Source organism: Pantoea sp. AG1095 (genome assembly GCF_003208415.1).
GTDB classification, from domain to species: Bacteria; Pseudomonadota; Gammaproteobacteria; order Enterobacterales; family Enterobacteriaceae; genus Pantoea; species Pantoea leporis.
In genome coordinates this window covers 157,206-182,549 of the sequence record NZ_QKMJ01000005.1, presented here as the reverse complement: position 1 = coordinate 182,549, position 25,344 = coordinate 157,206, and the positions used below count along the sequence as shown (strand labels likewise).

At 51.8% G+C, this 25,344-nt stretch carries 28 protein-coding genes; 22 read left to right on the top strand and 6 right to left on the bottom strand.

Features of this window, described 5'->3' with window-relative positions:
• Positions 1–12: 12 nt before the first annotated feature.
• Positions 13–1,107 (bottom strand): D-alanine--D-alanine ligase, encoded by a 1,095-nt coding sequence (gene ddlA, locus DEU53_RS12945; protein ID WP_110867374.1) that lies wholly within the window; start codon positions 1,105–1,107, stop codon positions 13–15.
• Positions 1,108–1,374: 267 nt separating this feature from the next.
• Between ddlA and DEU53_RS12940 the strand changes: the two genes are divergently transcribed.
• The 6 genes from DEU53_RS12940 to DEU53_RS12920 all read left to right on the top strand — a co-directional run bounded on the left by DEU53_RS12940 (position 1,375) and on the right by DEU53_RS12920 (position 9,116).
• Positions 1,375–3,675 carry a type I secretion system permease/ATPase gene (locus DEU53_RS12940; protein ID WP_110867372.1) on the top strand — a complete coding sequence of 767 codons (2,301 nt, stop codon included), beginning with the start codon at positions 1,375–1,377 and terminating at the stop codon, positions 3,673–3,675.
• Positions 3,672–4,913, top strand: coding sequence for an HlyD family type I secretion periplasmic adaptor subunit (locus tag DEU53_RS12935; RefSeq protein ID WP_101762930.1), 1,242 nt, complete (start codon positions 3,672–3,674; stop codon positions 4,911–4,913). Before DEU53_RS12940 ends, DEU53_RS12935 begins: the two co-directional genes overlap by 4 nt.
• A gap of 5 nt (positions 4,914–4,918) precedes the next feature.
• Positions 4,919–6,802 (top strand): TolC family protein, encoded by a 1,884-nt coding sequence (locus tag DEU53_RS12930; RefSeq protein WP_110867370.1) that lies wholly within the window; start codon positions 4,919–4,921, stop codon positions 6,800–6,802.
• 341 nt (positions 6,803–7,143) lie between these two features.
• Positions 7,144–7,848 carry an MgtC/SapB family protein gene (locus tag DEU53_RS12925; protein ID WP_110867369.1) on the top strand — a complete coding sequence of 235 codons (705 nt, stop codon included), beginning with the start codon at positions 7,144–7,146 and terminating at the stop codon, positions 7,846–7,848.
• Positions 7,849–8,316: 468 nt separating this feature from the next.
• Positions 8,317–8,763, top strand: coding sequence for a hypothetical protein (locus DEU53_RS22960; RefSeq protein WP_146222854.1), 447 nt, complete (start codon positions 8,317–8,319; stop codon positions 8,761–8,763).
• The gene (locus tag DEU53_RS12920; protein WP_110867367.1) at positions 8,760–9,116 is read left to right on the top strand and encodes a hypothetical protein; all 357 of its coding nucleotides are present in this window, start codon (positions 8,760–8,762) and stop codon (positions 9,114–9,116) included. The genes DEU53_RS22960 and DEU53_RS12920 overlap by 4 nt, the downstream gene beginning before the upstream one ends.
• 94 nt (positions 9,117–9,210) lie before the next feature.
• On the opposite strand, the gene DEU53_RS12915 is transcribed toward DEU53_RS12920, so the two are convergent.
• The 3 genes from DEU53_RS12915 to DEU53_RS12905 are packed head-to-tail and all read right to left on the bottom strand — an operon-like array spanning position 9,211 to position 12,184.
• Positions 9,211–10,536 (bottom strand): DUF4062 domain-containing protein, encoded by a 1,326-nt coding sequence (locus DEU53_RS12915; RefSeq protein WP_110867365.1) that lies wholly within the window; start codon positions 10,534–10,536, stop codon positions 9,211–9,213.
• Positions 10,536–11,555 (bottom strand): tyrosine-type recombinase/integrase, encoded by a 1,020-nt coding sequence (locus DEU53_RS12910; protein WP_110867364.1) that lies wholly within the window; start codon positions 11,553–11,555, stop codon positions 10,536–10,538. The genes DEU53_RS12915 and DEU53_RS12910 overlap by 1 nt, the downstream gene beginning before the upstream one ends.
• Positions 11,556–11,563: 8 nt before the next feature.
• Positions 11,564–12,184 (bottom strand): phage repressor protein CI, encoded by a 621-nt coding sequence (locus tag DEU53_RS12905; protein WP_110867362.1) that lies wholly within the window; start codon positions 12,182–12,184, stop codon positions 11,564–11,566.
• Between the two features lie 90 nt (positions 12,185–12,274).
• Between DEU53_RS12905 and DEU53_RS12900 the strand changes: the two genes are divergently transcribed.
• The 11 genes from DEU53_RS12900 (at position 12,275) to DEU53_RS12850 (ending at position 19,042) form a co-directional block, all read left to right on the top strand.
• Positions 12,275–12,511, top strand: a complete 237-nt coding sequence (locus DEU53_RS12900; protein ID WP_034911927.1) for a hypothetical protein — start codon at positions 12,275–12,277, stop codon at positions 12,509–12,511.
• Between the two features lie 34 nt (positions 12,512–12,545).
• Positions 12,546–13,055 (top strand): phage regulatory CII family protein, encoded by a 510-nt coding sequence (locus tag DEU53_RS12895; protein ID WP_110867361.1) that lies wholly within the window; start codon positions 12,546–12,548, stop codon positions 13,053–13,055.
• A 2-nt stretch (positions 13,056–13,057) separates the two neighbouring features.
• Entirely contained in the window at positions 13,058–13,249 is a 192-nt protein-coding gene (locus tag DEU53_RS12890; protein ID WP_110867359.1) for a phage filamentation protein Fil family protein, read from the top strand.
• Complete coding sequence (locus DEU53_RS12885) at positions 13,213–13,551, top strand: DUF5347 domain-containing protein (RefSeq protein ID WP_110867358.1); 339 nt, start codon at positions 13,213–13,215, stop codon at positions 13,549–13,551. The genes DEU53_RS12890 and DEU53_RS12885 overlap by 37 nt, the downstream gene beginning before the upstream one ends.
• Before the next feature lie 67 nt (positions 13,552–13,618).
• Complete coding sequence (locus tag DEU53_RS12880; RefSeq protein ID WP_110867356.1) at positions 13,619–13,846, top strand: DUF2732 family protein; 228 nt, start codon at positions 13,619–13,621, stop codon at positions 13,844–13,846.
• The gene (locus DEU53_RS12875) at positions 13,846–14,073 is read left to right on the top strand and encodes a TraR/DksA family transcriptional regulator (protein WP_110867355.1); all 228 of its coding nucleotides are present in this window, start codon (positions 13,846–13,848) and stop codon (positions 14,071–14,073) included. Before DEU53_RS12880 ends, DEU53_RS12875 begins: the two co-directional genes overlap by 1 nt.
• The gene (locus DEU53_RS12870; RefSeq protein ID WP_110867354.1) at positions 14,070–14,387 is read left to right on the top strand and encodes a DUF5405 family protein; all 318 of its coding nucleotides are present in this window, start codon (positions 14,070–14,072) and stop codon (positions 14,385–14,387) included. The genes DEU53_RS12875 and DEU53_RS12870 overlap by 4 nt, the downstream gene beginning before the upstream one ends.
• A complete protein-coding gene (locus DEU53_RS12865; RefSeq protein WP_110867352.1) occupies positions 14,380–16,389 on the top strand; it encodes a replication endonuclease in 2,010 nt (669 codons plus the stop codon). The genes DEU53_RS12870 and DEU53_RS12865 overlap by 8 nt, the downstream gene beginning before the upstream one ends.
• Before the next feature lie 101 nt (positions 16,390–16,490).
• Positions 16,491–16,679, top strand: coding sequence for a hypothetical protein (locus tag DEU53_RS12860; RefSeq protein ID WP_049850574.1), 189 nt, complete (start codon positions 16,491–16,493; stop codon positions 16,677–16,679).
• 112 nt (positions 16,680–16,791) lie between these two features.
• Complete coding sequence (locus tag DEU53_RS12855; protein WP_110867351.1) at positions 16,792–17,049, top strand: hypothetical protein; 258 nt, start codon at positions 16,792–16,794, stop codon at positions 17,047–17,049.
• Positions 17,050–17,353: 304 nt separating this feature from the next.
• Positions 17,354–19,042, top strand: a complete 1,689-nt coding sequence (locus tag DEU53_RS12850; RefSeq protein WP_110867349.1) for an ATP-dependent endonuclease — start codon at positions 17,354–17,356, stop codon at positions 19,040–19,042.
• Between the two features lie 32 nt (positions 19,043–19,074).
• Here DEU53_RS12850 and DEU53_RS12845 read toward each other — a convergent pair whose 3' ends face one another.
• Together DEU53_RS12845 and DEU53_RS12840 are read right to left on the bottom strand one after the other, a co-directional pair.
• Positions 19,075–20,109, bottom strand: a complete 1,035-nt coding sequence (locus tag DEU53_RS12845; protein WP_110867347.1) for a phage portal protein — start codon at positions 20,107–20,109, stop codon at positions 19,075–19,077.
• A gap of 1 nt (position 20,110) precedes the next feature.
• Positions 20,111–21,877, bottom strand: coding sequence for a terminase ATPase subunit family protein (locus DEU53_RS12840; RefSeq protein WP_110867345.1), 1,767 nt, complete (start codon positions 21,875–21,877; stop codon positions 20,111–20,113).
• Positions 21,878–22,019: 142 nt separating this feature from the next.
• On the opposite strand from DEU53_RS12840, the gene DEU53_RS12835 reads away from it, so the two are divergent.
• From DEU53_RS12835 to DEU53_RS12815, 5 genes are all read left to right on the top strand, one after another.
• A complete protein-coding gene (locus DEU53_RS12835) occupies positions 22,020–22,850 on the top strand; it encodes a GPO family capsid scaffolding protein (RefSeq protein ID WP_110867344.1) in 831 nt (276 codons plus the stop codon).
• Positions 22,851–22,866: 16 nt separating this feature from the next.
• Entirely contained in the window at positions 22,867–23,922 is a 1,056-nt protein-coding gene (locus DEU53_RS12830) for a phage major capsid protein, P2 family (protein WP_110867343.1), read from the top strand.
• Positions 23,923–23,925: 3 nt separating this feature from the next.
• Positions 23,926–24,576, top strand: coding sequence for a terminase endonuclease subunit (locus tag DEU53_RS12825; protein ID WP_110867342.1), 651 nt, complete (start codon positions 23,926–23,928; stop codon positions 24,574–24,576).
• A gap of 98 nt (positions 24,577–24,674) precedes the next feature.
• The gene (locus tag DEU53_RS12820) at positions 24,675–25,139 is read left to right on the top strand and encodes a head completion/stabilization protein (protein WP_110867341.1); all 465 of its coding nucleotides are present in this window, start codon (positions 24,675–24,677) and stop codon (positions 25,137–25,139) included.
• On the top strand, positions 25,139–25,342 hold the full coding sequence (locus DEU53_RS12815) for a tail protein X (protein ID WP_061720352.1): 204 nt from the start codon (positions 25,139–25,141) through the stop codon (positions 25,340–25,342). The genes DEU53_RS12820 and DEU53_RS12815 overlap by 1 nt, the downstream gene beginning before the upstream one ends.
• Positions 25,343–25,344: the final 2 nt, after the last annotated feature.

Genomic DNA, 25,344 nt, shown 5'->3' with positions numbered 1-25,344 from the left:
CGTCATGGCGATTCAAACGCTACTTTTCAGTTGGCTGGTTTGCTGGTGACGCTGCTGAGCCAGCTCAATCAGACGGGAAATCAGATCGCTGTAGCTCAAACCCGCTGCCTGCCATAACTTCGGATACATGCTGATATTGGTAAAACCTGGCAAAGTATTCACTTCATTGACAATGATCTCACCGCTATCCGTCAGGAACACGTCAACACGCGCCATGCCAAAACACTCCAGCGCCTGAAACGCAGTAATTGCCACCTGACGAATCGCCTCGCTGGCTTCATCGCTGATTGCCGCTGGCACCACCACTTGCGCACCGCTTTCGCTGATGTATTTGGTGTCGTATGAGTAGAAGGCATCATGCACCACCACTTCGCCGCACGGGCTGGCTTCTGGCGTATCGTTGCCCAGCACGGCACATTCAATCTCGCGCCCCTTAATCCCTTGCTCGATCAAGACCTTGCGATCAAACGTAAAGGCGAGATCCAGCGCGGCATCGAACGCTTCAGGGCTCTCGACTTTGCTCACGCCAACGGACGATCCCTGGTTAGCCGGTTTGATAAACAGCGGCAGGCCAAAGCGTGCAATCACGGCCTCAGCATCAATGTTCGCTCGCTGTGCCTGCGTCACGCTCAGCCAGGGGGCAACGTTCAGTCCGGCATCACGCAGCAGCCGCTTGGTAAAATCTTTGTCCATGCTGACGGCAGACCCGAGCACGTCAGAGCCGACAAACGGCAGATTCGCCATACGCAATAAGCCCTGTAGCGAACCATCTTCACCCAGCGTGCCGTGCACGATGGGGAAAATGACATCCAGCTGTGACAACGGCTGCGCCTGCTGACGGGTAATCAGCTGCTGGGAAGAACTGCCCGGAACCAGCGCGACATTTTCACCTGAACGATTAAGCGCAATCAGCTTCGGGTTCTCAGCGTTGAGCAAGTATCCCGAAGCATCATTGAGATGCCATTCACCCTGTTTATCGATTCCCAGCAACACCACCTCGTACTTGCTCTTATCGATGGCTTCGAGGATGTTTTTGGCTGATTGTAATGACACCTCATGCTCGGCCGATTTGCCGCCAAACACGATCCCTACGCGCTGTTTTACCATTGCTATTTGTCCGATTGCGATAAAGCGAGCCAGTAAGATAACACGCCCAGGACGAGCATCAACAGCCTTGCATTTTTCTGCGCCAGGCAGTGCAAAAAGCCCGCCTCCGTGCCTGCAATCACGAGTTTAAACAATTATTCCTAACCGTTTGAGACAAGTCTTGGACTGCTCAAAACCTGCCTTCTGTCAGAATTTTCCCAATTCAAACAGGTGCAACGGTGGGCAATGTGCTCACCGTTTTTTTGTCAGGTTTACAGGAGTCGGGAAATGGTCGACCAGAAGCAGGATGCTGTGGAGCAGGATGCGCGTTCTGTTGCTCGTATTGAAACCACGGTAGATGACACGCTGTTAAAAAGCGTGGCTTGGATCTGCAAACACTACAAACGCGAGAAAAGTGAAGAAGCGCTGGTGGCAGGTTTGCCAAAAGCGACATTGCTCTCACCATCACAGGCCATGACAGCGCTCGAAAACGCCGGCATTACCGGCGGCATGGTTGAGCGTCGTCTGCAGGATCTGCCGGAGCAGTTGATGCCGATGATTCTGCTGCGCAAAGGGGGCGGCGGTTGCATTGTGCTGTCGCGCCGCATTCACACTAATGAGGAAAATCAACGCGAATTGCGCTTCCAACTGGTGATGCCAGAAGTCAGCGCTTCAGCCGTTGAGATGAATCTGGCCGAGCTGAATGAGATCTACGCGGGCTTCGCCGTCATGGCGAAACCCACTGCTGTGGTCGATGAGCGTGCCAGTGAAATGCTGCCGGAAGTAAAAGGCCATTGGCTGTTCACCACACTGTGGCGCTATCGCCGCTATTACCGCAGTGCCGCGATTGCGGCGGTATTGATCAACGTTCTCGGTCTTTCCAGCATCTTCTTCACCATGAACGTCTATGACCGTGTGGTGCCGAACCAGGCCTTCGTGACGCTGTGGTCACTGGCGATTGGCGTGACCATTGCGATGATCTTCGAAGCCGTTACCCGCTTCGTACGCGCGCATCTGCTGGATATGGCGGGTAAAAAGGCCGATTTAGTGCTCGGCAGTATGCTGTTCCGTCAGGCACTTTCTATCCAGATGGAACACAAACCCGCTTCCTCCGGTACCTTCGCCAACCAGATTCGTGAGTATGAATCGGTACGTGACTTCGTGGCATCTGCCACGCTGGCGGCAATTTCCGATCTTCCTTTCATTCTGATGTTTGTGGGTGTGATCTTCTTTATCAGCGGTCCGCTGGCGATCATTCCACTGATGATGATCCCATTGATCATCATCGTCAGTGCCGCGATCCAGTGGCCGCTGGCGCGCATTATGAAAGAGAACTTGCGTGACGCCTCACTCAAACAAGGCGTGCTGATTGAATCAGTTGAAGGTATGGAAACGCTGAAAGCAGTGGGCGGTGAAGCACACATGCAGCGTCGCTGGGAAAATTTCAGTGCACTGCAATCCGCTAACTCGATGAAATCAAAACGCTACTCAACGCTGGCAACCGGCGTGGTGACGTTCCTGCAGCAGTTTCAGACGGTGATGTTGGTGGTGGCCGGTGTTTATCTGATCAATGAAGGCACGTTCACCATGGGTGCGATGATCGCCACCGTGATGCTTGCCAGCCGCGCGACTGGCCCGCTCGGTCAGGTTATTGGCCTGGCTGTACGTTATCAGCAGGCAAAAGCGGCGCTAACGTCACTCAACAAGCTGATGGAGATGCCTATTGATCGTGACAGCAGCAAAACCTATCTCACCGATCCGCCGTTGAGTGGTGAGATCACGCTGACCAACGTCAACTTCTCCTATCCGGCACCGCCAATGAAGCCCAACCCGGAGATCCTTAAAGATATCTCGTTGAGCATTAAAGCCGGGGAACGCGTCGCGATTCTTGGCCGCATCGGTAGCGGCAAATCCACCTTATTACGTGTGATGGCGCGCCTTTACCAACCGGTGAAAGGTCAGCTTTCGGCCGATGGTCTGGATGTTAACCAGATTGATCCGGCGGACTGGCGCAAGGCTGTTGGCTTTGTCGGTCAGGATGCGCGTCTGTTCTACGGCACGCTGCGCGAAAACGTAATGATTGGGCGCCCGGACGCCACCGCCAATGAGCTGCTGCGCGTGCTGAATCTGACCGGTTTGGACCACGTTGCGGCACGCCATCCAAGTGGTATCAATTTAACGGTTGGCGAGGGCGGCGAAGGCTTGTCTGGCGGTCAGCGTCAGCTGGTTTCTCTGGCGCGAACGCTGCTCACCCGTCCTAAAGTGCTGCTGATGGATGAGCCAACCAGCGCCATGGATAGCATGACGGAAAACCAATTCCTCGCGCATTTACGTCGCGCCAGTGAAGGACACACGCTGATTGTGGTGACGCATCGTCCATCCATTCTGGCATTGGTCGATCGCATCATCGTGGTGGAAGAAGGCAAAGTGGTGGCGGATGGCCCGAAAGATCAGGTGCTTGCCGCTTTAGAAGGAAAAAATAAAGCCCGCAAACAGCCGCGTCAGGCGGTTGAACCGGCGGTACGTGCGCCAGCTCCCGCTAACGATTCAGCGCCGAAGCAAGCAGCAGCAGAGGAGGCCGCAGTATGAGCAAGTTAATGTCATGGCGTAAGAGCGAGAAAGGTATGTCTGCTGCTGATGCCGAATTTATGAATGACGTGCAGGCTTCTCTGCTGTCGCAAACCACGCCGGGTTCCAAGCTAGTGATGTGGATCATCATCGCGGTGTTAGTTGGTGGCCTTACCTGGGCCAATTACGCACGAGTGGAAGAGATCACTAAAGGTGATGGCAAGGTCATCTCACGCAGCCGTGAACAGGTTATTCAAAGCCTGGAAGGCGGCATTCTGGCAGAGATGAATGTGCGTGAAGGTACGGTTGTAGATCGCGGTGATGTGTTACTGAAAATTGACCCAACGCGTGCGCAATCCAGCTATCGCGAAGTACTGAGTAAAGTGGTGGGTCTGAAGGGCAGCATTGCACGCTTACGTGCTGAAGCTTATTCATTGCCACTGGCGTTTGATGAGCAGGTACAGAGCGATCCCGCCGTTGTGGCGCAGGAAACTAAAGCTTATGAATCGCGCAAACGTGCGCTAAGTGACAGCATCAACTCATTGCAACGCAGTTACGCACTTTCGATGCGCGAGATTCATCTGGCTGAGCCGTTAGCGGCCAAAGGTCTCTTGTCGGAAGTCGAACTACTGCGTATGCAGCGTCAGGCAAATGACATTCAGGCGCAAATCGTCGAACGTCGTAACCGCTATCAATCAGATGCCCACACTGAGCTGGGACGCCTGGAATTAGAACTGAGCCAGGTTAGCGAAAACCTGATTGGTCGTGCCGATATTGTTGATCGCACCACGATCGTCGCACCGGTGCGCGGCACGGTGAAAAACGTACGCGTTAACACCATTGGCGGGGTTATTCAGCCGGGTGAGCACATCCTTGAAATCGTTCCGCTGGAAGAGCAGTTGCTGGTGGAGGGAAAAATCCGTCCGTCGGATGTCGCCTTCCTGCGTCCAGGCTTACCGGCCAAGGTGAAAATCACCGCCTATGACTTTGCCATTTACGGCGGGCTTGATGGGCACGTGGAGTATATCAGTCCGGATACCTTAAAAGACGATCAAAAAGCCGCCAGTGGACGCCCGGATGATACCTACTATCGCGTACTGATCCTGACGGATAAAAGCACGCTGCACGCAGGTAACAAAGAGCTGCCTATCATTCCCGGCATGATCGCTACCGTCGAGGTGCGCACGGGAGAGAAAACCATTCTCGATTACCTGCTGAAGCCGGTCCTGAAAGCTAAAGAAGCATTCCGCGAGCGTTAATAATCATGAAAAATAATAACAAGATGCGCCATGCACAGGCGCGTCATCTCTCTCTGCTTGCCGTTTGTATTGCCGTTGTGATGGCGCCCGCGGTTAACGTGATGGCGGATTCCACCAGTGAGTTGATGATGTTTGCGGAAATGAGCGGCCAGCGTCCTGTCGCTCCTGCGGCAGCGCCGGTGCGAACGCAACGTTTGCAAGGTTCTATGGCGCCTGCATCTGCTCCAACGACACCTGCGGCAAAGGTTGCGCAACTAACGTTCACTGCGCCAGCGCCGCTGTTTGTTGAAAGACAGATACCGGAGGTCGCGATTACTCCGCGGGTTCAGCCGTCAGTTGCGCCAATCGTACCGGCCCCAATAGCAGAAGCGCCGCACCAGCGCGAAGCCGCCGAACGTCCTGCACAGATCAGCGCGAAAACCAGCCAGCATGCTGAAATTCAGGGCGGAGGTTTCCTGACGGAGGATCAGCGTCGCCCTGAACCACAGCCGTTTAACCCGATGCAACCGTCGCGAAATGTGAGTCAGCAGCAGGCGGCAGCAACGAAAACCTATGCTCCAGCTGAAACCGCTAAGGCAGATTTTAGTTATGTTAGCCCTCCAGCAGCGACTACAGCGGCAGAAACGACTTCACCCGTTACGTTAAGCGGCGGAGTTAATGAAACAGTTGCCGAGAGTGAAATACGGCAAAAGTTTCTCTCAGCTGCGCGTATCACCTGGCGAATCAGCCCGGCGCTGAAGTCCTATATCGCTCAGGGTGATGCGGCTGAAGCCAGCGTGGATGAAGCGAAAGGTCAGCGCTGGCCACAAGTTGATGTAAGCGCCGCTTCGGCAACCAAAGAGTTTGGTGGTGGAACTAAAAATTATGAATACCAGGGGAATATGCCGTCTTTAGGTGTTTCAGTAGCGGCTAATCTAATCGACTTTGGCCAAACCAGTCGCACCATTGAAAGTCGCGAAGAGCGCGTTAAGTCAGCCTTACAGTCGGTGCAGGCACAGCGAGAAGATTTGGCGATGCAGGTAAGTAACGCCTTGATTGAGTGGAATAAACAGCAGCACGTCATCACCATCAGTAAGCAGTATTTGGCGCGTATGGCGGAGCTGACCAAAATGCTCAGCGGTATTGTTCAGTCAGATACTGGACGTCGCAGTGAACTGACGCAGGCAAAAGGGCGCTTACTGCAAGCGCAAAGCTACCTGGAAAATGCCGAGTCTCGCGCGCGGGATGTTGAAATCACTCTGAATCGCCTGATGGGCAACAACCGCGTGACGTTACCAGCCAGCGATAAGTGGGCGCTTTCCTTTGGTGATTTAAACCGCCAACTGACGAGTTTGGATGTCCATCCTCTGATCTTGCGCGCCAGCGCTGAGGAGCGAGCAGCCTTTAAAGAGGCGGAGGCAATCAAAGCTTCTGGCCTGCCAAAGCTCAACTGGACGGTAAGCAAAAACACCCGTGAAGATCAGCTCGGACGACAACAGGCATGGCAAACCGGCCTGAACGTTAGCTGGGGCTTATTCCGCGGCGGTTCAACCAACGCCCAGGAAATTGCGGCGATTAAACGTGCCGAAGCGAGTCGTCAGCAGGTGCAGGAGCAACGCCGCGATCTGGAAAATCGTGTGCGTGCTGCCAACCAGAATGCCCACTCAACAGCGGAACGCGCCGTGCTTTACAAAAACCTGATTGTGGAATCCGATCGGATTCGTAAGGACTTCTTTGATCAGTGGTATCACTTAGGCCGCCGTTCATTGCTGGATGTATTGAGCGCAGAAAGCGATCTGTACAACAACCAGGTTAGTGAAGTCAGCAACCGTTTCGATAGCTATGCCGCCATTATCAGCGGATATGCTAACTCGGGCACGCTAAGTCGTTGGCTAACGACGGGGCGATAACAATTCCATACACCCGCTTCGGCGGGTTTTTTGTTTTAACCCAACGTAAACGAACGGGCTATTTGAGTTGGCAACGCTGCGTAAGTCACTTTAGAATCGCGGCGGATTTTTACCCAAGAGGAGAACGGCATTGGACACAAGTCCCAAACGATTACAGCAGGACCTCGCGGTAAGATAGCCTTCACGCTGTCTTAACTGCGCGTTAAGACGGTGAATTTCCTTCCAGAATCACCCCTTTTCATAAGCACAATGCGGCTGGTTCCCAGCGGTATTTGCACTGTCTGTAATCCATTTATTAACCTGTTGTTCCGCAAATAGAAAGCTGCGGATTGAGGTCTATCATGGATTGGAAAATCTTTTTACTGCGCGTCACCGTCGCGCTGGTTTTGGGCGCGCTGATCGGCAGTGAGCGCCAACTACGTCAACGCATGACTGGATTACGCACCAATGCGCTGGTGAGCACTGGCGCTTGTCTCTTCGTTCTGATGACACAAAGCGTGCCCGGCATCGCTACGGATGCGTCACGCGTTGCGGCTTATGTGGTTTCCGGTATCGGTTTCCTCGGCGGCGGAGTCATCATGCGCGATGGCTTGAACATCCGCGGATTGAATACCGCCGCCACCTTGTGGTGCACCGCCGCCATTGGCGTGCTGTGCAGCATGGGATTGCTGCTGGAGGCGGCCCTCGGCTGCATGGTGATCCTGTGCGCGAATATACTGCTGCGTGAACTGGCCTTGGGTATCAACCGCCAAACCATCGTCTCAGCAGCCGAAGCGATGCAACACTACAAAGTACAAATCATCTGCCTCGCGCAGGATGAGGTTCAGGTTCGCAGCCTAATGCTGCACACGCTGGGCGGCAGCGGATTGCGCCTGCAATCACTGCACAGTGAGGATTTGGATCCGCCGCATCGCATGGAGGTGAATGCTGAGGTGATTGGCAATCCCACGTTAACCGATCAGCTGGAAAGCCTGGTGAGCCGCATCAGTCTGGAGAAGGGCGTAAGTTCGGTGCGGTGGCAGGTGAATGAGTTGGAGCGTGATTGATATTTAGATGTGCTTTAGAAAACGTATCGCCATTTGATCGCCACTATGAATGACAAACAAAAAAGCCACCTCAAAAGGTGGCTTAACTGCATGATTTTCATCGCTAAATTTGGTGGCCCCTGCTGGGTTTGAACCAGCGACCAAGCGATTATGAGTCCCATTTTGAAACGAGTGAAATCAGCAACTTACTGATTTTTATATTTTCTTTAGGCCGAATAGCGATGAAAAGTGGCGCATAGCGTTGCGCTCTGCTGCCACTTTGCTGCCATTTGTCATAAGCCATATACGGCTAAAGGGAGCTCAATGAATTAATGTTACGGCAACCTTATTCTAAAAGTTTATGCTACTTGATTCATTTATGGTTAGGGCTATTCTATCCAGCATCATAATCCTATTGGGCAACACACATTAGCGGCAAGAAACGTAGCGAAATTGTGCTTCTCAAAATTTACAACTGGGAGAAAAAGCGTGGCAAAGGAAAATGTGCAACAACCAGATGTAGAGCCTTCTGAAAACGTAGCGGCATTACCCGCGACAAATACACCGAAAGGAAACTCTGGGAGAAGATCATTCTCAAACCTTCGTAGAGAACTAACGGATGATGAGCTAACTTCTGCGTCAGTACAGCGTATGTTACTGGATGAGTTAGAAAGATTAGACAGTGAGTGTGATAATCTTCGTTTGGTTAGAGAAAAATTTCATAGTTGCGACAAACGCGTTGGTGTGTTGGAGGAAAGGTTCAAAGCAAAAGTATCGCTTGAAATAATGCACGTAACTTGTTTTTTATTATCTGGCTCTGCACTTGGATACGCAGCCTCAAACTGGGGAGCTCAACCAACAGTTTCAATACTGGCATTAATTTTTGGAGGCGTTCTTGCTATAGCAGGAGTGGTTGCTAAGGTGGTTAAGCCATGAAAGTTAATATCACCGCCATACGTGAACCTGGTAACTTAGAAAAAGAAAGGCTAGTTATACGAGTTGAGAGCGCATGTGACATCGGTCAGTTCGTATTACTACAAACAGGATTTGAGGGTGAAGTGGTCAACACTGGAGTGTATGAAACATTTTGGTTCCCAGACAAACCGGTGCGAGCAGGAGACTACATTGTCGTTTACACGAAGAGTGGAAAATTTAGTGAAAAACCATTTAATGATGCTACATCTCATTTTTTCTATATGGGTAATTCCCAGCCAATATGGCATAAACAAAATCGAAGTGCAGTACTAATGCACGCTCCTGAATGGCAAAGCTATCAGGTTAAGCCGTAATGATTTTTTTATTAACTGAGGATTGATTAAGTCGCCTCAGTTAATTTTAAATCATCATCAAGGAAAATTAAGGTGATTTATTTTTTTAACCTTGTTAGTCAATGATTATTTCAAGTGATGAAGCCTGCCATTCTCTGTATTCATCGCAAAGTATTTGTATCGACATTAAAAAACGACCACGTTTTTCAGGCAGTAAATATGCTTCTGAAGTTAATAGCTCAATGGTATCCTGTCGAACGCTTTTCCTATCCCCGTAAATTGAACCGTCATCCTTGATCGTGATGTGATAATTTTGGTTGTGGGAAAGTATATTTCTATAAATATTGTTAGGTATATTTCTTCTGAGGAAAGATGAACTACCAAAGAGGTCGGTTTTTTTATCTTTAAACTGATCTTGATATTTTTCCTCAGCTTCAGTAACTATGTCTAATGGAAAGTGTAAGTAAGGAGTATCTATTTCATCTATTTCTTTTTTATCTGCAAAGTGTATCCCTTCTGAAAGGAAAATTCTGATTGAAACATTGTTCGCTTTCACAGGTCCTACATTTTTTAATTTAAATGTTAGTTTACCTGTTTTAGCTGCTTGGTAAAATCTCATAGCCTCATTATGCTGGTCAACTCTCTCCTGGCTGGGTTTGGAAGAGTTGTACTCTTCTAAAGATGCTTGAGTAATCAATTCCAATAAATGAGTTGGAATATTATCTTGATGCAGGTCCGGGATGAAAGTTTCAATTTCTTCAGGTTCAGGTAAACTATAGATCATTGGGCCTGATTCGACGTCATGGTCATTTACTAATAAAGATAATACTGGCAGATCTACTTGGTTCATCTCTTCTAATTGTTGAATGCGTTTAGTCAGGCGGTTATTCTCTTCCATTACGTGAATGAGTTTTGTTAGTGCTTCGGGATCTGTTGCATTCCCGCGTATCCAACCTGTTCCTGGTTCCTCTGTGAAAACTTTATAAAGTGCTGCGGAAACCTTATTTATTAGCTCCGCCCCATCGTCCCAAAAATCACATAGTTGCTCCTTGACTCTACCTTTAAATGCTTCGAGCTTTTCAACTAACTCTGGTTCAATATCACGATGCTCACGTTTTGTGGAAAAATTTTCGCCGGGTAGGAAACACAATGTCGGTATATTTTTTGATACCGCATAATTAAATTCTTTCTCGGTATAGCTGATGCCATCCTCAGGGGATATGCTTCCATATCGCTCGCCAATTATGAGGATGTAGTAATCACTATTGTCGATAGCTTTTTGTATTGTCGCCCATTGCTTCCGGCCACTGGCACTAAACATTTCCATTCCAGCAGGAATATGGTTCATGCTAAGAATGTGTTCAGTAACCTGCCTACGAATAGGGAAAAGATCGGTGTATGTTGAACTAACAAATATTTGGTAGCGTACGTTTTGCGCCATTACGACTCCATTCGATTTAAGGGATTTAGTAACATAGCTTCAGACAAGTGATCCGGTGCAAAATGCGCATACCGCATCGTTACCTTTATATCTGTATGCCCCAATATTCTTTGAAGCACAAGAATATTGCCGCCGTTCATCATGAAATGGGATGCAAAGGTATGACGTAACACATGCGTAAGTTGCCCAGCAGGTGTCTCAATACCAGCGCGTTGCATGGCCTTCCTAAAGGCGGAGTAACAAGGTTTGAAGAGCACCTGTGCTTTCCTGCTGGATGGCAGATCAGCCTGTAATTTCTCAGTTATCGGCACCGCTCGGTTTTTCTTGCCTTTAGTTTTCACGTAGATGATCTGACCGGCGCGGATTTGGTTCCCCTTCAAGCCTTCGGCCTCACTCCATCGTGCGCCAGTTGCCAGGCAGATTTTCACAATGGTTGTCAGATCTTTAGATCGGCTGTTTTCACATTCGGCGAGGAGGATTCTGATTTCCTCAATGGTGAGATACGCCATCTCAGATTCACTGATTTTAAACTCGCGAACGTTCTCTAACGGGTTCGGTGCGGTCCATTCATCTAACCGGTGTAGCTCGTTAAACATCGCCCTAAAATACGCCAGCTCTAAATTGACCGTGCGAGGCGTAACAGTCTTCACTCGAGTGGAGCGCGTGATCTTCCCGCTTAACCGCTGCTCGCGATAAGACGCAAAAATTTTTGCGTTAAACTCGGTTGCGAGTGGGTTTCCCATCGCCTCGCAGGCGAACGCCATTGTGGTTCGCCGCTTTTCACCATCCGCCAGCGTAATACCATGCGTGTTGAACCACAATTCAACCAGCTCAATTACCCGCCGCTTATCTGCTTTCTCTCCCAGCCAGGGCTTATCTTGAGCCTGTTCTTTTACGAACTTCTCATAGGATTGCGCTTCGCCCTTCGTCGCAAACTGGCGGCGAATCCTTTTGCCGTCACGGCCGTTTGGGAAAACCTGTGCCTGCCATTTCCCGTTGGGTAATTTGTTTATCGCCATTCCATGCCTTAAAGGTATTCGGTGCGGGTGATCACTTTGCCTAAAACTACGATGTCACTTGATTGGCATTCAAATGACGATTTCCCATTCTCGACACGTATTCTTCCACCAGGAAAACGTACCAGCTCTCGGATGCTGACTAACTTATCAATCTCGATAAGCCACAGCCCATCGACGATCTCGCCTTCATAGGTATCAACCAAATAAGTGCTTCTATCTGCGTTGATCACAAACGGGGCATTCAAGCCTTCGGGTAGTGATGCTTTATCCAGAATGAAATCATCCATGGCTTCTAAAATCCCATTTGAGATTTTTTTATGTGTCGCAATCACAACACGGGATTCCTCCACTTCCATAAAGCGTGCACCTTTACCTGTAGTAAGCCAGGTAAGTGATGCTCCCGTTTCTACGTGGCAGATGATCACCCAGTCAGCTGGGAAGGTATCGCGGGCTGAACGGTTGGCTAACGTGCTTTGCGAAACGCCCAAATGGGTGCATAACGCCTGACGGCTGCTGAATCCGTACGCTTCAACTAAACGAAGAATCGCGTCTTTACCGCCCCGGTTACTCTCTACCGCTTCACGAACCACTTTTGCATCATGGCGATTTGTGTTTTCTTTCGTTGACATATCCGATTTGTGATCCTATTCTTCGGTCTGTGATGAGATGAATAGCGTTTAATAGTGAGATCTAATACCTAAACCGAGGAATACTGCATCATGACCCGTAAACTTTCAATGCGCCCATCAATCAATCTGGTGATTTCGGAACCGTACATTACTGTCGAAGAGTTCTGCCGTCGCACTGGTTACAAGGAAGGTACAGTTCGCCAGATGTATCGCGAGAACCGTTTGCCCATCAGGAAGAAAGAGGGCTTAAACGGACTTATCGAAATCAACATGGTTGCTCTCACTATCGAAGCCGCTGCTGGCTGCGAAATCACAATGCAGGCTTGATGCATCCATATTGGGATAACGTGAGGTATTAAGCATGTTTGATTTCAGTGTCTCCACACAAAGCCATTTTGATGAAGCGTGCCGCGCGTTTTCCGCAAAGCACAACATCATCCAGCTGGCTAAAAAGGCGGGGCTTAATCCGCAAACCATCCGAAACAAGCTAAACCCGGATCAGGTTCATCAGCTTACCGTTCGTGAAATGCTAATCCTGACCGACCTAACGGAAGACTCAACGCTGGTTGATGGCGCATTGGCTCAACTGCAATGCCTGCCATGCGTGCCGGTAAACGAAATCGCTCAGGAGAACTTACCGGCTTATGTCCTCAAAGCTACCGCCGAAGTCGGGCAGTTGGCTGCTGGCGTTGTGAGTCAGAAGAAATTTACCTCGGCCTGTAGGCGTGGATTTGTGCAGAACGTTAATGCCGGCATTCGTTGCCTGACGTTAGCTGCGATAGCCGTTCAAACGCGCGTGCATTCAAATCCTGCAATGGCTGGCACTGCCGATGTGTTAAGCGGGATCGGCGCATCGATAGGGGTTGTATAGTCATGGCGTTTTCAGTGGCGCCGCTTCTAAAACGGCAAAGCCCTTCACACGCATTCGGTCATGGCTGGATTGCAGCTGAAAATGGCAGGCGCTGGCACCCGGCAAACTCTCAAGCCGAATTGCTGGCAGGTTTAACTGGCAACAGGAAAAAAGCGACATGGCTTACAAAGCTGAAAGCATCACTGTTCAAATGAGCGCCGGGCAGCGAGTTAGCGCGCTTAATCATATTGCCGCACTTCGCACCATGATGTACGGCGATTGCGGTAATGAGTTAAAGCGGTTCATCAGTGAAATGCGTAATACTCGTGATCCACAGTACGAACAAAATAACCGGGCGATGAGTGCCATTTTCTTTCTGGCAAACATCAATAAAGAACGTCACAACGTTGAATACAGTGAATTGACGAGTGACGAAATTACCGCGCTGATAGGTGCAATGAATCACTTTCGCGCAGTCGTGAGTTTATTTCCTAAGAAGCTAACGCTTCCAAATTAATTAAACCAAAAAATAAATGGCGTAAACCCGCCGGGCATTTTTTTGCCCAAATTCTGGAGAAAGTTAAATGCGAAATATTGAAACCCGAAATTTTGAAGCCGATGCAGAAGTGCTAAACGCGATGCTGAGTAAGGCCAAAAGTGAGCAGCGATTAGATGATGCGCTGGCTGTATCCGTTCGCCTGGCAGCATTAGCTATTCACGCAAGAAACAAAGAAATGTCAGCCGCTGAAATTATCGAACTGCTGGATAAAGAATCCGCACGCTTCGAGAACCAATCACGGGAGCTGCACTAATGGCCGACTCAATGGATCTGGTTCAGCAGCGCGTCCAGGAAGAACTGGCGCGCAACTTGGCAACCGCTATTCACCGTCCTGCAGGAGCGAGCGAGTTTTTCTGCCTGTCATGCGATGCAGCTATTCCAGAAGGGCGTCGCCGAGCATTGCCGGGTGTCGAGCTATGCGTTACCTGCAAAGAGATTAGCGAACTGAAAAGCGTGCATTACAAAGGGGCCGCGCTTTGAGAGTCCAGGTTGATGATCGCTATGCAGTGCGTGCGCTGAGATCCAGTGAGCCGGGCAAGCCGCAACAGTTGGTGCTGGAGAAATTCAGCTGGCTTGAGATTGATGGCGTTCGCCAACGCGTGCCGCAAACCATGGCCGTATATGAGTCGGCAGTGCTCCTCATGCGCGATTTGGCTGCTGATGTCATTGGTCGCCATGTTTTGCACGGCCAGGTGAAAACAACTGCGGCCTTTATGGCGGAAACTCGCCGCATTGCTGAGTTGGTCGAGGCTGCAGTGCAAGAGTTGGCTGAACTTCAGGCCGCTCATGTCTGAAAGCCTTCCTGATCTCCTTACTGGTGAATATCACGCCGTAAATCAGCAGCGGCGTGAAGTCTTTGGCATGTCCGCTCCGGCGGATATGTCCCTTTCTGAGCGCCGTCTCTGGAATGTGAATCCAGAGGACCACAACTGGCGCAGCCAATATCTGCAAAATATGCCGGATTATCTGGCCGGTTACTTTGCCGATCGCTACAGCAAAATCCTCTCAGCAAATAATGGCCGCCGTCGGGCCAATGCGTTTCTGCGCCAGACTATCGGTCAGAACGTATTGCCACGCCTGCAGCTGGTTCGCCGTCGCTATCGTCTTGATGAAGCCGCTCAACATGAACTGCCGTTCATAAAGCAGCTTGATCGTCTGCCCACGCTTGACCGGCAGGACGTGCGCGATCTGGCTTATAAAGTTGCATCCTATCTTTCGCTCAGCCTGGCTGAGTTTGTCGATAAAACCTCAATGCCGCAGGAAGCGGATGAGCAAACCATAACCTGCATTGCCTATCGCTACGTTGCTGAGCTGGCCGCATTGACCGGCACACAGCCGCCATATTGGGCGGAGTTTAAAGCCTGCAAAGGTGAGCTGAGTCTGCGCAAGGCGCAATCCGGTTTGTTACGCATGATGGCGCCTGAATGGTGGCGTGGCCGTCTTAAGCAGATGCGGGATCTCCAGCGCGAGCACATGGCAATCGCTGTTGGGCAGGTGCAAAAATCTGCTTCACCTTACGTTTCACGCGGCACGCTGGCCGAATGGGTCGAGCAGAAGAAACGCAATCGCGAGTTCTTCAAAAGATACGACCTGATGAACAAAGAAACCGGTGATCGTGTCGCGATGGATGAAATGGTCAACCGCAGCACCGCGAACCCGGCCATGCGCCGCCGCGAGCTGATGACCAGAATGCGTGGCTTTGAAGACATCGCCAACGAAACCGGCTGCGTAGGGGACTTTTATACGATCACCGCGCCGTCGCGTTATCACTCCGTTTATAGCCAGGGCGGTTTCATTACCAAATGGAATGGCTCAAGCCCGCGCGATACGCAGCGCTATCTCTGCCGAGTTTGGGCGCGCATCCGCGCCGCACTGTCACGCGAAGAAATCCATGTTTTCGGTTTTCGCGTCGTGGAGCCGCATCACGACGGCACGCCACACTGGCACATGCTGCTGTTTATGCTGCCTGAACATCGCGAGCGTGTGCAGCAGATCTTGCGTGAGCACGCCAGCAAAGAAGACGCCGACGAACTGACCACGCCGCAGGCGCGTAAAGCGCGTTTTCACGCTGAGCCTATCGATCCCACCAAAGGCAGCGCTACGGGTTACATCGCCAAATACATCTCCAAAAATATCGATGGCTTCGCAATGGACGGCGAAAAGGATGATGAAACCGGCTCAAACATGCGTGATATGGCTAAAGCCGTTTGCGCGTGGGCGTCTCGCTGGCGCATACGCCAGTTTCAGCAGATTGGCGGCGCGCCGGTCACTGTTTGGCGCGAGTTGCGCCGTCTCGGCGATACCCGCCTACCGAACGAGAAGATGGACGCTGTGCTGGCGTCTGCTTCCGTTGCCAGCTGCTGGGCGTCTTACACCATGGCGCAGGGTGGCCCGCTGGTCGCGCGTGATGACTTGGTGATCCGCCTTTGCTACGAGATTACCGAAATGGGCAACGAATACGCGGAGGACGTGCAGCGCGTTCAAGGCATCTACTCGCCTCACTATCAAGATTCTGAAGTATTCACGCGTCTGGTGAAGTGGGAAGCCGTTGCCAAATTAGCCGACGCGTCAGCGGAGGCTGGGCCTTCTGGCGGCATCGCCGCCCCTTGGAGTTCTGTCAATAACTGTACGGGGCCGGAGCGCCGACGGTTAGAGCTGGAACTAAAAGCCCGTGGTTTTGAGGGGCATGAAGAGGAAATTAGCCTCCTTTCCCGAGGGTGCAGCATAAATTCCGGCGCGCGTATGCGGCTTTTTTACCGAAACGGCAGACTCCAGGAACAAAAGATAACCATCTGATTAATCCAGAGGATTTCTCACGGAAGGTAAAAAAACATTTCACATTTCGAAACTCATAATATACTGTACGTATAACCAGTTGTTCATTGTGCGGAGGGAATATGCAGGATTATTTTTTGGAGTCGATGAAGCTCCAGCGTATTGATTTATTTATGAAACTTGTTGCTGCTAGTGATTGCACGGATGACGAGAAGCAGCTTGCCATTCAGTGGGTCTCTGAACTGACCGATGAGCTGATGAGGAAAGTCAGAAGCCACGAATATTCGCGCATGATGCACGCTTCAGATTAGTTTTTTCAGATGTCACGCGTAGCAAGATGTGATCGGATGGAAGCTACATATCACGCCGGGATGCTTACGGAATGTGAGTCCGAACATAACGAGAGTTGCGAGGCATTAAGCCATGGCTAAAAATCCCGAAAAATTTCAGATCGTTTACCGAGGTGAGGTACTCACTTACTACAAGCCAGGTGAATGGGTGTTTTTCCAACGGCCGAAAGAATGCGGCGGGGGTTACTGGCTAGGTAAAACCTACGACTTCGTTTTCATGCTTGAGATTCCGTATCCGGTTTCTTTGCGGCAGGGCATGGATTTTATGGATGAGGCAGAAGGATTTGGCGCCCATAAACCCGCTTCTGTGGACGACTTCAAACTGGAGTGATGAGTGCATGACTATGCCGCATGAATTCGCATGATCCGAAAAGGATCGCTTTACCCTCGGCCCGCCAGTACTGGCGGGCTTTCGTTTATGTCATGCAGGTGCATGAAAACCGCATCGTAAAGCGGGCAGGCGTGGCGGGGGTACGAGCGCGCGCTGCAAGTAAGTATGTAGACGTAATTTAAGATTTGACATATAAATTAACTATCAATGGAAAAATCAAGGGATGATACTAAAAGAATTTTTCAAATAAATTTTTTGAGGTTTAATTTTAATTAGTTTTACGATAATTAATAAGGATGATTGCATGTTAGAAAGACTTTTATTTAATGCTGGTAGTAATCCAGCCTCAAGTGTTCCTTTATCTGTCGATTTAACGCCGCTTACAATCTTTGTAGGACCTAATAATAGCGGAAAATCTCGTGCGCTAATTGAAATTGAAACTCAGCTAAAAGCTCATCATTTCACCAAGGGGCATGTTATTAATCAGGTTTTCATAAAGAAAACTCCACGTGATGTGGCCATTCGTGAATTAAAGGAATTGGAGATTAAGCCCCAAGCCGACGAGAGGGTTTATGATGGGCATATAATAATTTCTAGACTAAACATACAGAATGGAGGGCTATCAAGGCTAAATATTCCTTTAAGTAATATACTGAGTGAATTCGAAAATCCTAATGCGAATAATAAAAACTATTTGAATCAGTATTATGCAATGTTTACGTTGAGACTTGATGGGCGGAGCCGATTATCTTTAACTAGCGATCAAGGTGCAGGAGACCTTCAGAGTGCGCCATCTAATAATCTTATGTATTTATTTAAAAATGATGACCTCAGAGCTGAGCTTAGAAATATAATTTATAGTGCTTTTGATAAGTATTTTGTAATCGATCCTACAAATATTGGTATGTTAAGAATTAGACTTTCACAAGAACCTCCCGAAAATGATAAGGTAGAACGGGGTTGGGATGAAGAATCGGTTGATTTCCATTCTAAAGCGCGTTTGATTTCTGAATTCAGTGATGGTGTAAATGCTTTTACTGGAATGATGATTTCTCTTATTGCTGGATCTCCCAAAGTAACTCTAATTGACGAGCCAGAAGCTTTTCTACATCCATCTTTATGTTCAAAGTTAGGTAAAGAAATATCAAGGGTATGTGCTCATAGCAATAAAAACGTGTTTATTTCAACGCATAGTGCAAACTTTTTGATGGGGTGCGTTCAAAGTAAAGTTCCAATGAATATTGTCAGACTAACCTATGATGGAACACAGGGAACATCTCGACTACTTACTAAAGAGCAGTTAACTCCTCTCATGAGAAATCCTTTATTGAGGTCGATAGGAGTTTTAAACGCACTTTTTTATAATTTTGTTATCGTTACCGAAGCTGATGCAGATAGGGCTTTTTATCAGGAAATAAATGAAAGACTTTTAGCTGCTGGAGATCCAAGGGGTATTGAAGGGTGTTTATTTTTGAATGCACAAAATAAGCAAACTGTGTGGGATATAATTAAACCCTTACGGGAGTTGGGAATACCAAGTGTTGGGATTGTTGATATAGATGTTTTAAAAGAAGGTGGTGCAGTTTGGAAAAAACCAATGGATGGGGCATATATTCCAGTAATCAGACACGAACCAATGAATAATCAAAGGGCCGCTCTTCTTAAAGCTTTCAATGAAACTGGGCTAAATATGAAAACTCAAGGTGGCATAAATATTCTTTCAAAAGAACAAAAAGAAGCCTGTGGCGACTTTTTCAACTCTCTTTCTGATTATGGTGTTTTTATAGTTCCGTGTGGTGAGATAGAATCATGGCTAACTAAATTGGATATTTGTCGAAATAAAGGTTCTTGGTTGACTAATATTTTTGAACGGATGGGGGATGATCCTTCTGAAGCCTCATATGTGTCACCTACTGATGATGATGTATGGGATTTTATAGGAGCTATAAAAGAGTGGCTTTCTAATCCAAGCAGAAAGGGAATCCCACTTTAAATAAAAGCAGAGCCGCATTTCGGCTCTGCTTTTTAAGTGATAAGATTATATTCACTGAATTTTATGACTTCATCATCCATCCACATATTTAGTTCTTGTAAACGTTTTTGAAGGGGAGTTAGTTCATTTCTTACAAATACCCGGCTCGCCTTCTCCACATCCCCAAACCCCCCAACATTATTCGGCATAATCCCCATCATCTGCGGTGGCACGCGGTGCGCGGCCATCATGTCGTCACGGCTCACGTTCTTAATGTTGAGAAACTCATCCTTAGCCGCCACCTCTGACAGCGGGATAATCTGGATCCCATCTTTCTTCCCGTTCGGTGAGTACATAAACAGGTTGCGGAAGTTACCCGGCCCCTTGGCGCTTTTCATTGCCTGGCGGATGTTGTTCACGTCTTCCTGATTCTGTGCCGCGTCGGTCATGTACATGATGAAACCGGCGTGGCTGCCGTTCAGGTAGTATTTGCGACGGAACAGCGTTGCCGACTCGTTTAGCAGGGTGGACGGGATCGCCGAAAGGTATTCTGGCAGGCCGTAAACCTCCTGATTTAAATCCGGCTCCATTAGGTGAAATACGCTGCCTTTGGTGAACTCATAGGGCTGCGTGTTCATGCCGTACTGCACGAACCAGTAGGTGTCTAAATCGGTGCCACGTCGCGTAAATTTTGCCAGTGCCGGCTCAAGCGCCAAAACGCCGCCGAGCCTGTTGGTGCGCTTCTCCAGATAGGCGTTGCCGAACACCAGATAGTCCTGCACGAAGCGGCTGAACGCCTGCTGACTCAGCAGCGGGTGGGGAATGAAGGTGCTGGTCAGGATGTTGCGCTTCACGTTGATCGGCGAGCTGTGATGCACGGCGGCGCGGAACGTGCGGGCCAGCCCGTCAAAGCTCACCGGCGGTTCATACCACTTATCCATGACCACGCATTCCACGTAGTCCAGCAGCTCGCGGCGGTCCAGCACCGGCACCGGGTCGCCAAAGGTGAATGCTTCCGCCGCCGGGCCGCCGGTCATCTGTTGCTGCTGCACGGGCTGCGTGCGCGTACGGTTCCTGTGTTTGCTCATTTTAAAAAATCTCCATAATGTTGCCGGTGTGGGCGGCTTCGCCCTGTAGCGGTTCGTTTGCCAGCGCATGCATGGTCGCCCACGCCAGATCGGCGTGGCTTGCCTCTTCGCTGCGGCTGGCTTCGTAGGTCGGGCGGTTACCGCTGGCCGTGGTGGCGCGGCGGATTGCCATGAATGACTGCGCGATGTCGAGATGTCCGGCGTCGAACTCCAGGCGCCCGCTGCTGATGATGTCGAACGCCTTCAGCACCAGGGCGTTTTTCACGTTCGGGTTGTAAACAAACTCCTTCACCGCCGGATAAAACATCTTCACGTTCTCGTATACGCCGAGGCCGACGCCGGTGGAGTCGATGCCGATATAGGTCACGTTGTACTGCTGCGTTAGTTTTTTAATGGACTCGGCCTGCGCGCGGAAGTCCATGCCGCGCCACTGGTGGCGCTCCAGAATGCGGAACTTACCGCCCGGCACGGCAGGTGGCGCGATCACCACGCACCCGGCGCTGTCACCGTTCTGCGTGCCTTTCGCCGGGTCGTAACCGATCCACACTTCACGCCAGCCGAACGGACGCAGCGCCAGTGCTTCGAAGTCGCTCCAGATTTCCCAGCTGTCCACCATGCACTTCTGCAGCAGCTGAAGCGGGAACACGGACGCTAGGTCGTCTACGAATTCGCACATCAGCAGGTTCTGATACTCCGGCGGGCTGTATTCGAGTCGCAGCTGGTCGAGGTCAAAGAGGTTACAACCGCCGCGCACGGCGTCCTCAACGGTAACAATCTGGCGGAACTGGCCGTCATCGCAGAAGCGGCCCGGCGACAGGTTCATGTGCGACAGGTCGATGTCTACGCGGTCCGCTTTGGCGCGGCCACGGTTGAATAGGCCGCCGGACCAGAACGGATAGGCGCTATGCGTGAGGCTGGACGGGGTGGAAAAATAGGTCTGGCGCCACTTCTTGTGCAGCGCCATGCCGGACGCCACCTTACGCAGCTCCTGAAATTTCGGGATCCAGAAATATTCATCCAGGTACAGGTTGCCGTGGTAGCTCTGCGCGGTGCGGGCGTTGGTGCCGAGAAAGTACAGGCACGCGCCGTTGCCGAGCGTCATCGGGTCGCCTTTCAGCTCTACGTCCACCTCTTTTGCGAACTCAATGATGTACTGCTTAAAAACGTGCGCCTGCGCCTTGCTGGCTGACAGGAAAATCTGGTTGCGCCCGGTGGTCAGCGCATCCAGCAGCGCCTCGCGGGCGAAGTAATAGGTGGCGCCAATCTGGCGCGACTTCAGCACGTTGCGGATGCGGTGCTTGTTGCCCGCGTCCCACCACTGGCGCTGGTAGCCGAACATCGAGCCGTGGAAAATCTCCTGTAATTTCTCCACCTGTTCGTCGGTAAACACGTTCTTTTCAGGCGGCTTACGCGGCCCGCTGTTGCGGTTCGCTACGTTCGGATTGAGATCCGCCTCGTTGCCACCGTTGCTGAACTTGCCGATACGGGCATGGCGCTCGGACTGACGCGCCAGCAGGTCAATCTCCTTGAAGTCTCTCCCTTCTTTTGTCTCCTTCATGATCAGCTGGCAGTAGCGCGCGGCGGTGGTCAGCTGCATCTGGTCAAGCGGGCCGTAGTTGCCCCACTTGTCGCGCTTTTTCCAGCTGTGAACGGTTGCGGGTTTCTCTCCCAGCATTTCAGCAATGCGGGCGATACGGTATCCCTGAAAGTACAGCAGCATGGCCTGCCTGCGGGGATCGAGGTCTTCGGGGGCGAGTGTCGTTGTCATGGCCCCAAAATACGGCCCCGCCGAACCCTTTTCTGCCGTCTGCCGTTGTGTGGCTGCCCGCACAATGTGCCCGCGTTGTTTCGACCCCCTCTGAACCGCAAACATAAGGCTTCTAAGCGATTTACCCAACGGAGCCTGACCTATGGCAGTTAAAGCAAAGCGTTTTCGTATCGGGGTGGAAGGTGCCACTACGGACGGACGCGAAATTTCCCGCGAATGGCTGGAGCAGATGGCCGCCGCCTACAACCCGGCGGTTTACACCGCGACCATCAATCTAGAGCACATCAAATCGTACTCGCCGGACAGCACCTTTAACCGTTACGGCACGGTAAGCGCGCTGGGAACTGAAGAGATCACCGACGGCCCGCTGGCCGGAAAGCTGGCGCTGTATGCCGACATCCTGCCGACGGATTCCCTCGTGGCGCTGGTAAAACAGGGCCAAAAGCTTTTCACCTCCATGGAAGTCAGCACCAAATTTGCCGACACCGGCAAAGCCTATCTGGTTGGCCTGGCTGCCACCGACGACCCGGCAAGCCTCGGCACCGAAATGCTGGCCTTCAGCGCGAAAGCCGAGCTGAACCCGCTGGCGAACCGCAAGCAGCACCCGGAAAACCTGTTTACCGCCGCCACCGAAACCGTGATCGAGCTGGAAGAGGTGGAAGACAAGCCCGCCCTGTTTGCCCGCATCACCGCGCTGTTCAGCAAAAAGCAGCTGTCCGACGATGCCCGCTTTTCTGACGTGCATCAGGCGGTGGAGTTGGTTGCTACCGAGCAGCAGGAATTCAGCACCCGCACCGATAAGGCGCTGGGCGAGCAGGCGGATCGCCTGAGCCAGCTGGAATCCCTGCTGGAAACGCAGGTGAACGATTTCACCGAACTGAAGCAGCAGCTGGGCCGCGAAGATAGCCGTGCCGATTACCGCCAGCGCGCACCGGGCAGCGGCGCGCCAGCTGCACACCTCACCAACTGCTAAAGGAGCAGTAACCAATATGAAAACTAAAACCCGTTTTGCCTTTAACGCCTACCTGATGCAGTTGGCAACCCTGAACGGCGTGCCGGTTGAGGCGCTGGCGAGCAAGTTCAGCGTAGAACCAACCGTGGCGCAGACGCTTGAAGATACCATTCAGCAGTCGGCGGCATTTTTAACGCTAGTTAACGTTGTTGGTGTGGATGAGCAGTCCGGCCAATTGCTGGGGCTTGGCGTTGGCAGCTCGATTGCGGGCACCACCGACACCACCGCTAAAGAGCGTGAGCCAACAGACCCGATGCAGATGATCGGCATTGAGTACAAGTGCGAGCAGACCAACTTCGATACGGCGATCACCTACGCGAAGCTGGACATGTGGGCGAAGTTCCAGGACTTCCAGACCCGTATCCGTAACGCCATCGTGCAGCGTCAGGCGCTTGACCGAATCACAATCGGCTTTAATGGCCTGGTCCGCGCCAAAACATCTAACCGCGTCGAAAATCCGCTGCTACAGGATGTTAATAAGGGCTGGCTGCAAAAGCTGCGCGAGGATGCGCCGGACAACGTACTGGGCAGCAAAACCGCCAACGGCGAAACCACTTCTGAGCCGGTTAAAGTAGGCAAAGGTGGCGTGTATGCCAACCTTGATGCGCTGGTGATGGATGCGGTTAACGAGTTGATTGATCCCATTTTCCAGGACGACGACGAACTGGTGGTGATCTGCGGCCGCGAGTTGCTTTCCGATAAGTATTTCCCACTGGTGAACAACCAACAGGCCAACTCTGAGAAGCTGGCCGCCGATATCATTATCAGCCAGAAACGCATGGGCGGCCTGCAAGCGGTGCGGGCGCCGTACTTCCCGGCCAACGCCGTACTGATTACCCGCCTGGATAACCTGTCAATTTACTGGCAGGAAGAAACCCGCCGCCGCTCGGTGATCGATAACCCTAAACGTGACCGCATCGAAAACTTCGAATCGGTCAATGAGGCCTACGTGGTTGAGGATTACCGCTGCGCCGCGCTGGTTGAAAACATCACCATTGGTGAGTTCTCCGCAGATGCTGGCGCGGGAGCGTAAGCCATGAGCCTGAGTCCCGCACGGCAGCACCGCCAGCGCGTCCAGGCTGAACAGGCCGCCCGTCAGGGCGGCAGTGTTCGCCATGCCAGCGGCTATGAGCTGATGCTAATGCAGCTCGGCGAAGATCGCCGCCGCCTCAAGGGCATTCAGTCCACCGTGAAGAAGGCCGAAATCAAGGTGGAAGTCCTGCCGAAATACGTGCCGTGGGTGGACGGCGTGCTGGCTGCCGACGGCGCGCAGCAGGACGACGTGCTGATGTACGTAATGCTCTGGCGCGTTGATGCCGGTGATTATGCCGGGGCGCTCACCATTGGCCGCCACGCTATCCGCCACGGCTGGTCGATGCCGCAGGGCTTTAACCGCAACGTGCAGACGCTGCTGGCCGAGGAGATGGCCGACGCCGCCAAAAACGCCCTCATGGCAAAAACCGTTTTTGACCCCGGCCTGCTGATGCAGACGCTCGACGTGATCGGCGATCTGGATATGCCCGATCAGTCGCGCGCCCGCCTGCACAAGTCGCTCGGCTGGGTGCTGCGCGAAAGCCAGCCGGTTTCCGCGCTGAACCATCTGCAGCAGGCCATGCAGCTCGACGAGCGCTGCGGGGTGAAAAAAGACATTGAGCAGCTGGAGCGGAAAATCCGCAACGCCAGCTGATAACCGGACGTGCCCACGCGCGGGGCGGCACGGGGTGGCGACAGGCAGCGCCGCATCAAAACCCCGTCCACCGCCCACCTATTCAGGAGAAATAAGGCATGCAGTTTGTAGCGCCGGAAAAGGCGACGGGAACGCCGGAAATTATCCCCAACAACTCATTCTGGCCGGACATCGATCTGGCGACGTTTCGCAGTGTCATGCGCGTTGACGGTACGGTGACGCCGCAGCGTCTGAAGCAGGTGGTGCTCACCGCGATGGCGGAAGTGAACGCGGAGCTTTATCCGTGGCGCGAACAGCAGGAGCTGCGCGGCTTTAACGGGCTGGCCGATGTACCGGCGGAGCAGCTGGCAGGGCGCAGCGTACGTCTGCATCACTATGAAAATGCGGTGTGGTGCTGGGCGCGCGCGGTGCTGAACGAGCGTTATCAGGACTTTGACGCCACCGCTGCCGCTGCCAAGCGCGGGGAAGAACTTGAAGACGCCACCGGCGATCTGTGGCGCGACGCACGCTGGGCCATCAGCCGCGTACAGAATGCGCCGCACTGCACCGTTGAGCTGATCTGATGAAAGTGCGCGCGCAGCAGTACGACACGGTGGACGAAATCTGCTGGCGTCATTACGGGCGCACGCAGGGCATGACGGAGCAGGTACTGCAGGCCAATCCGGGGCTGGCGGAGCACGGCCCCATTTTACCGCACGGGCTGGAGGTGGAACTGCCGGACGTGACGGCGGCGGCCACCGTGCAGGCCGTCCAGCTTTGGGACTGAAT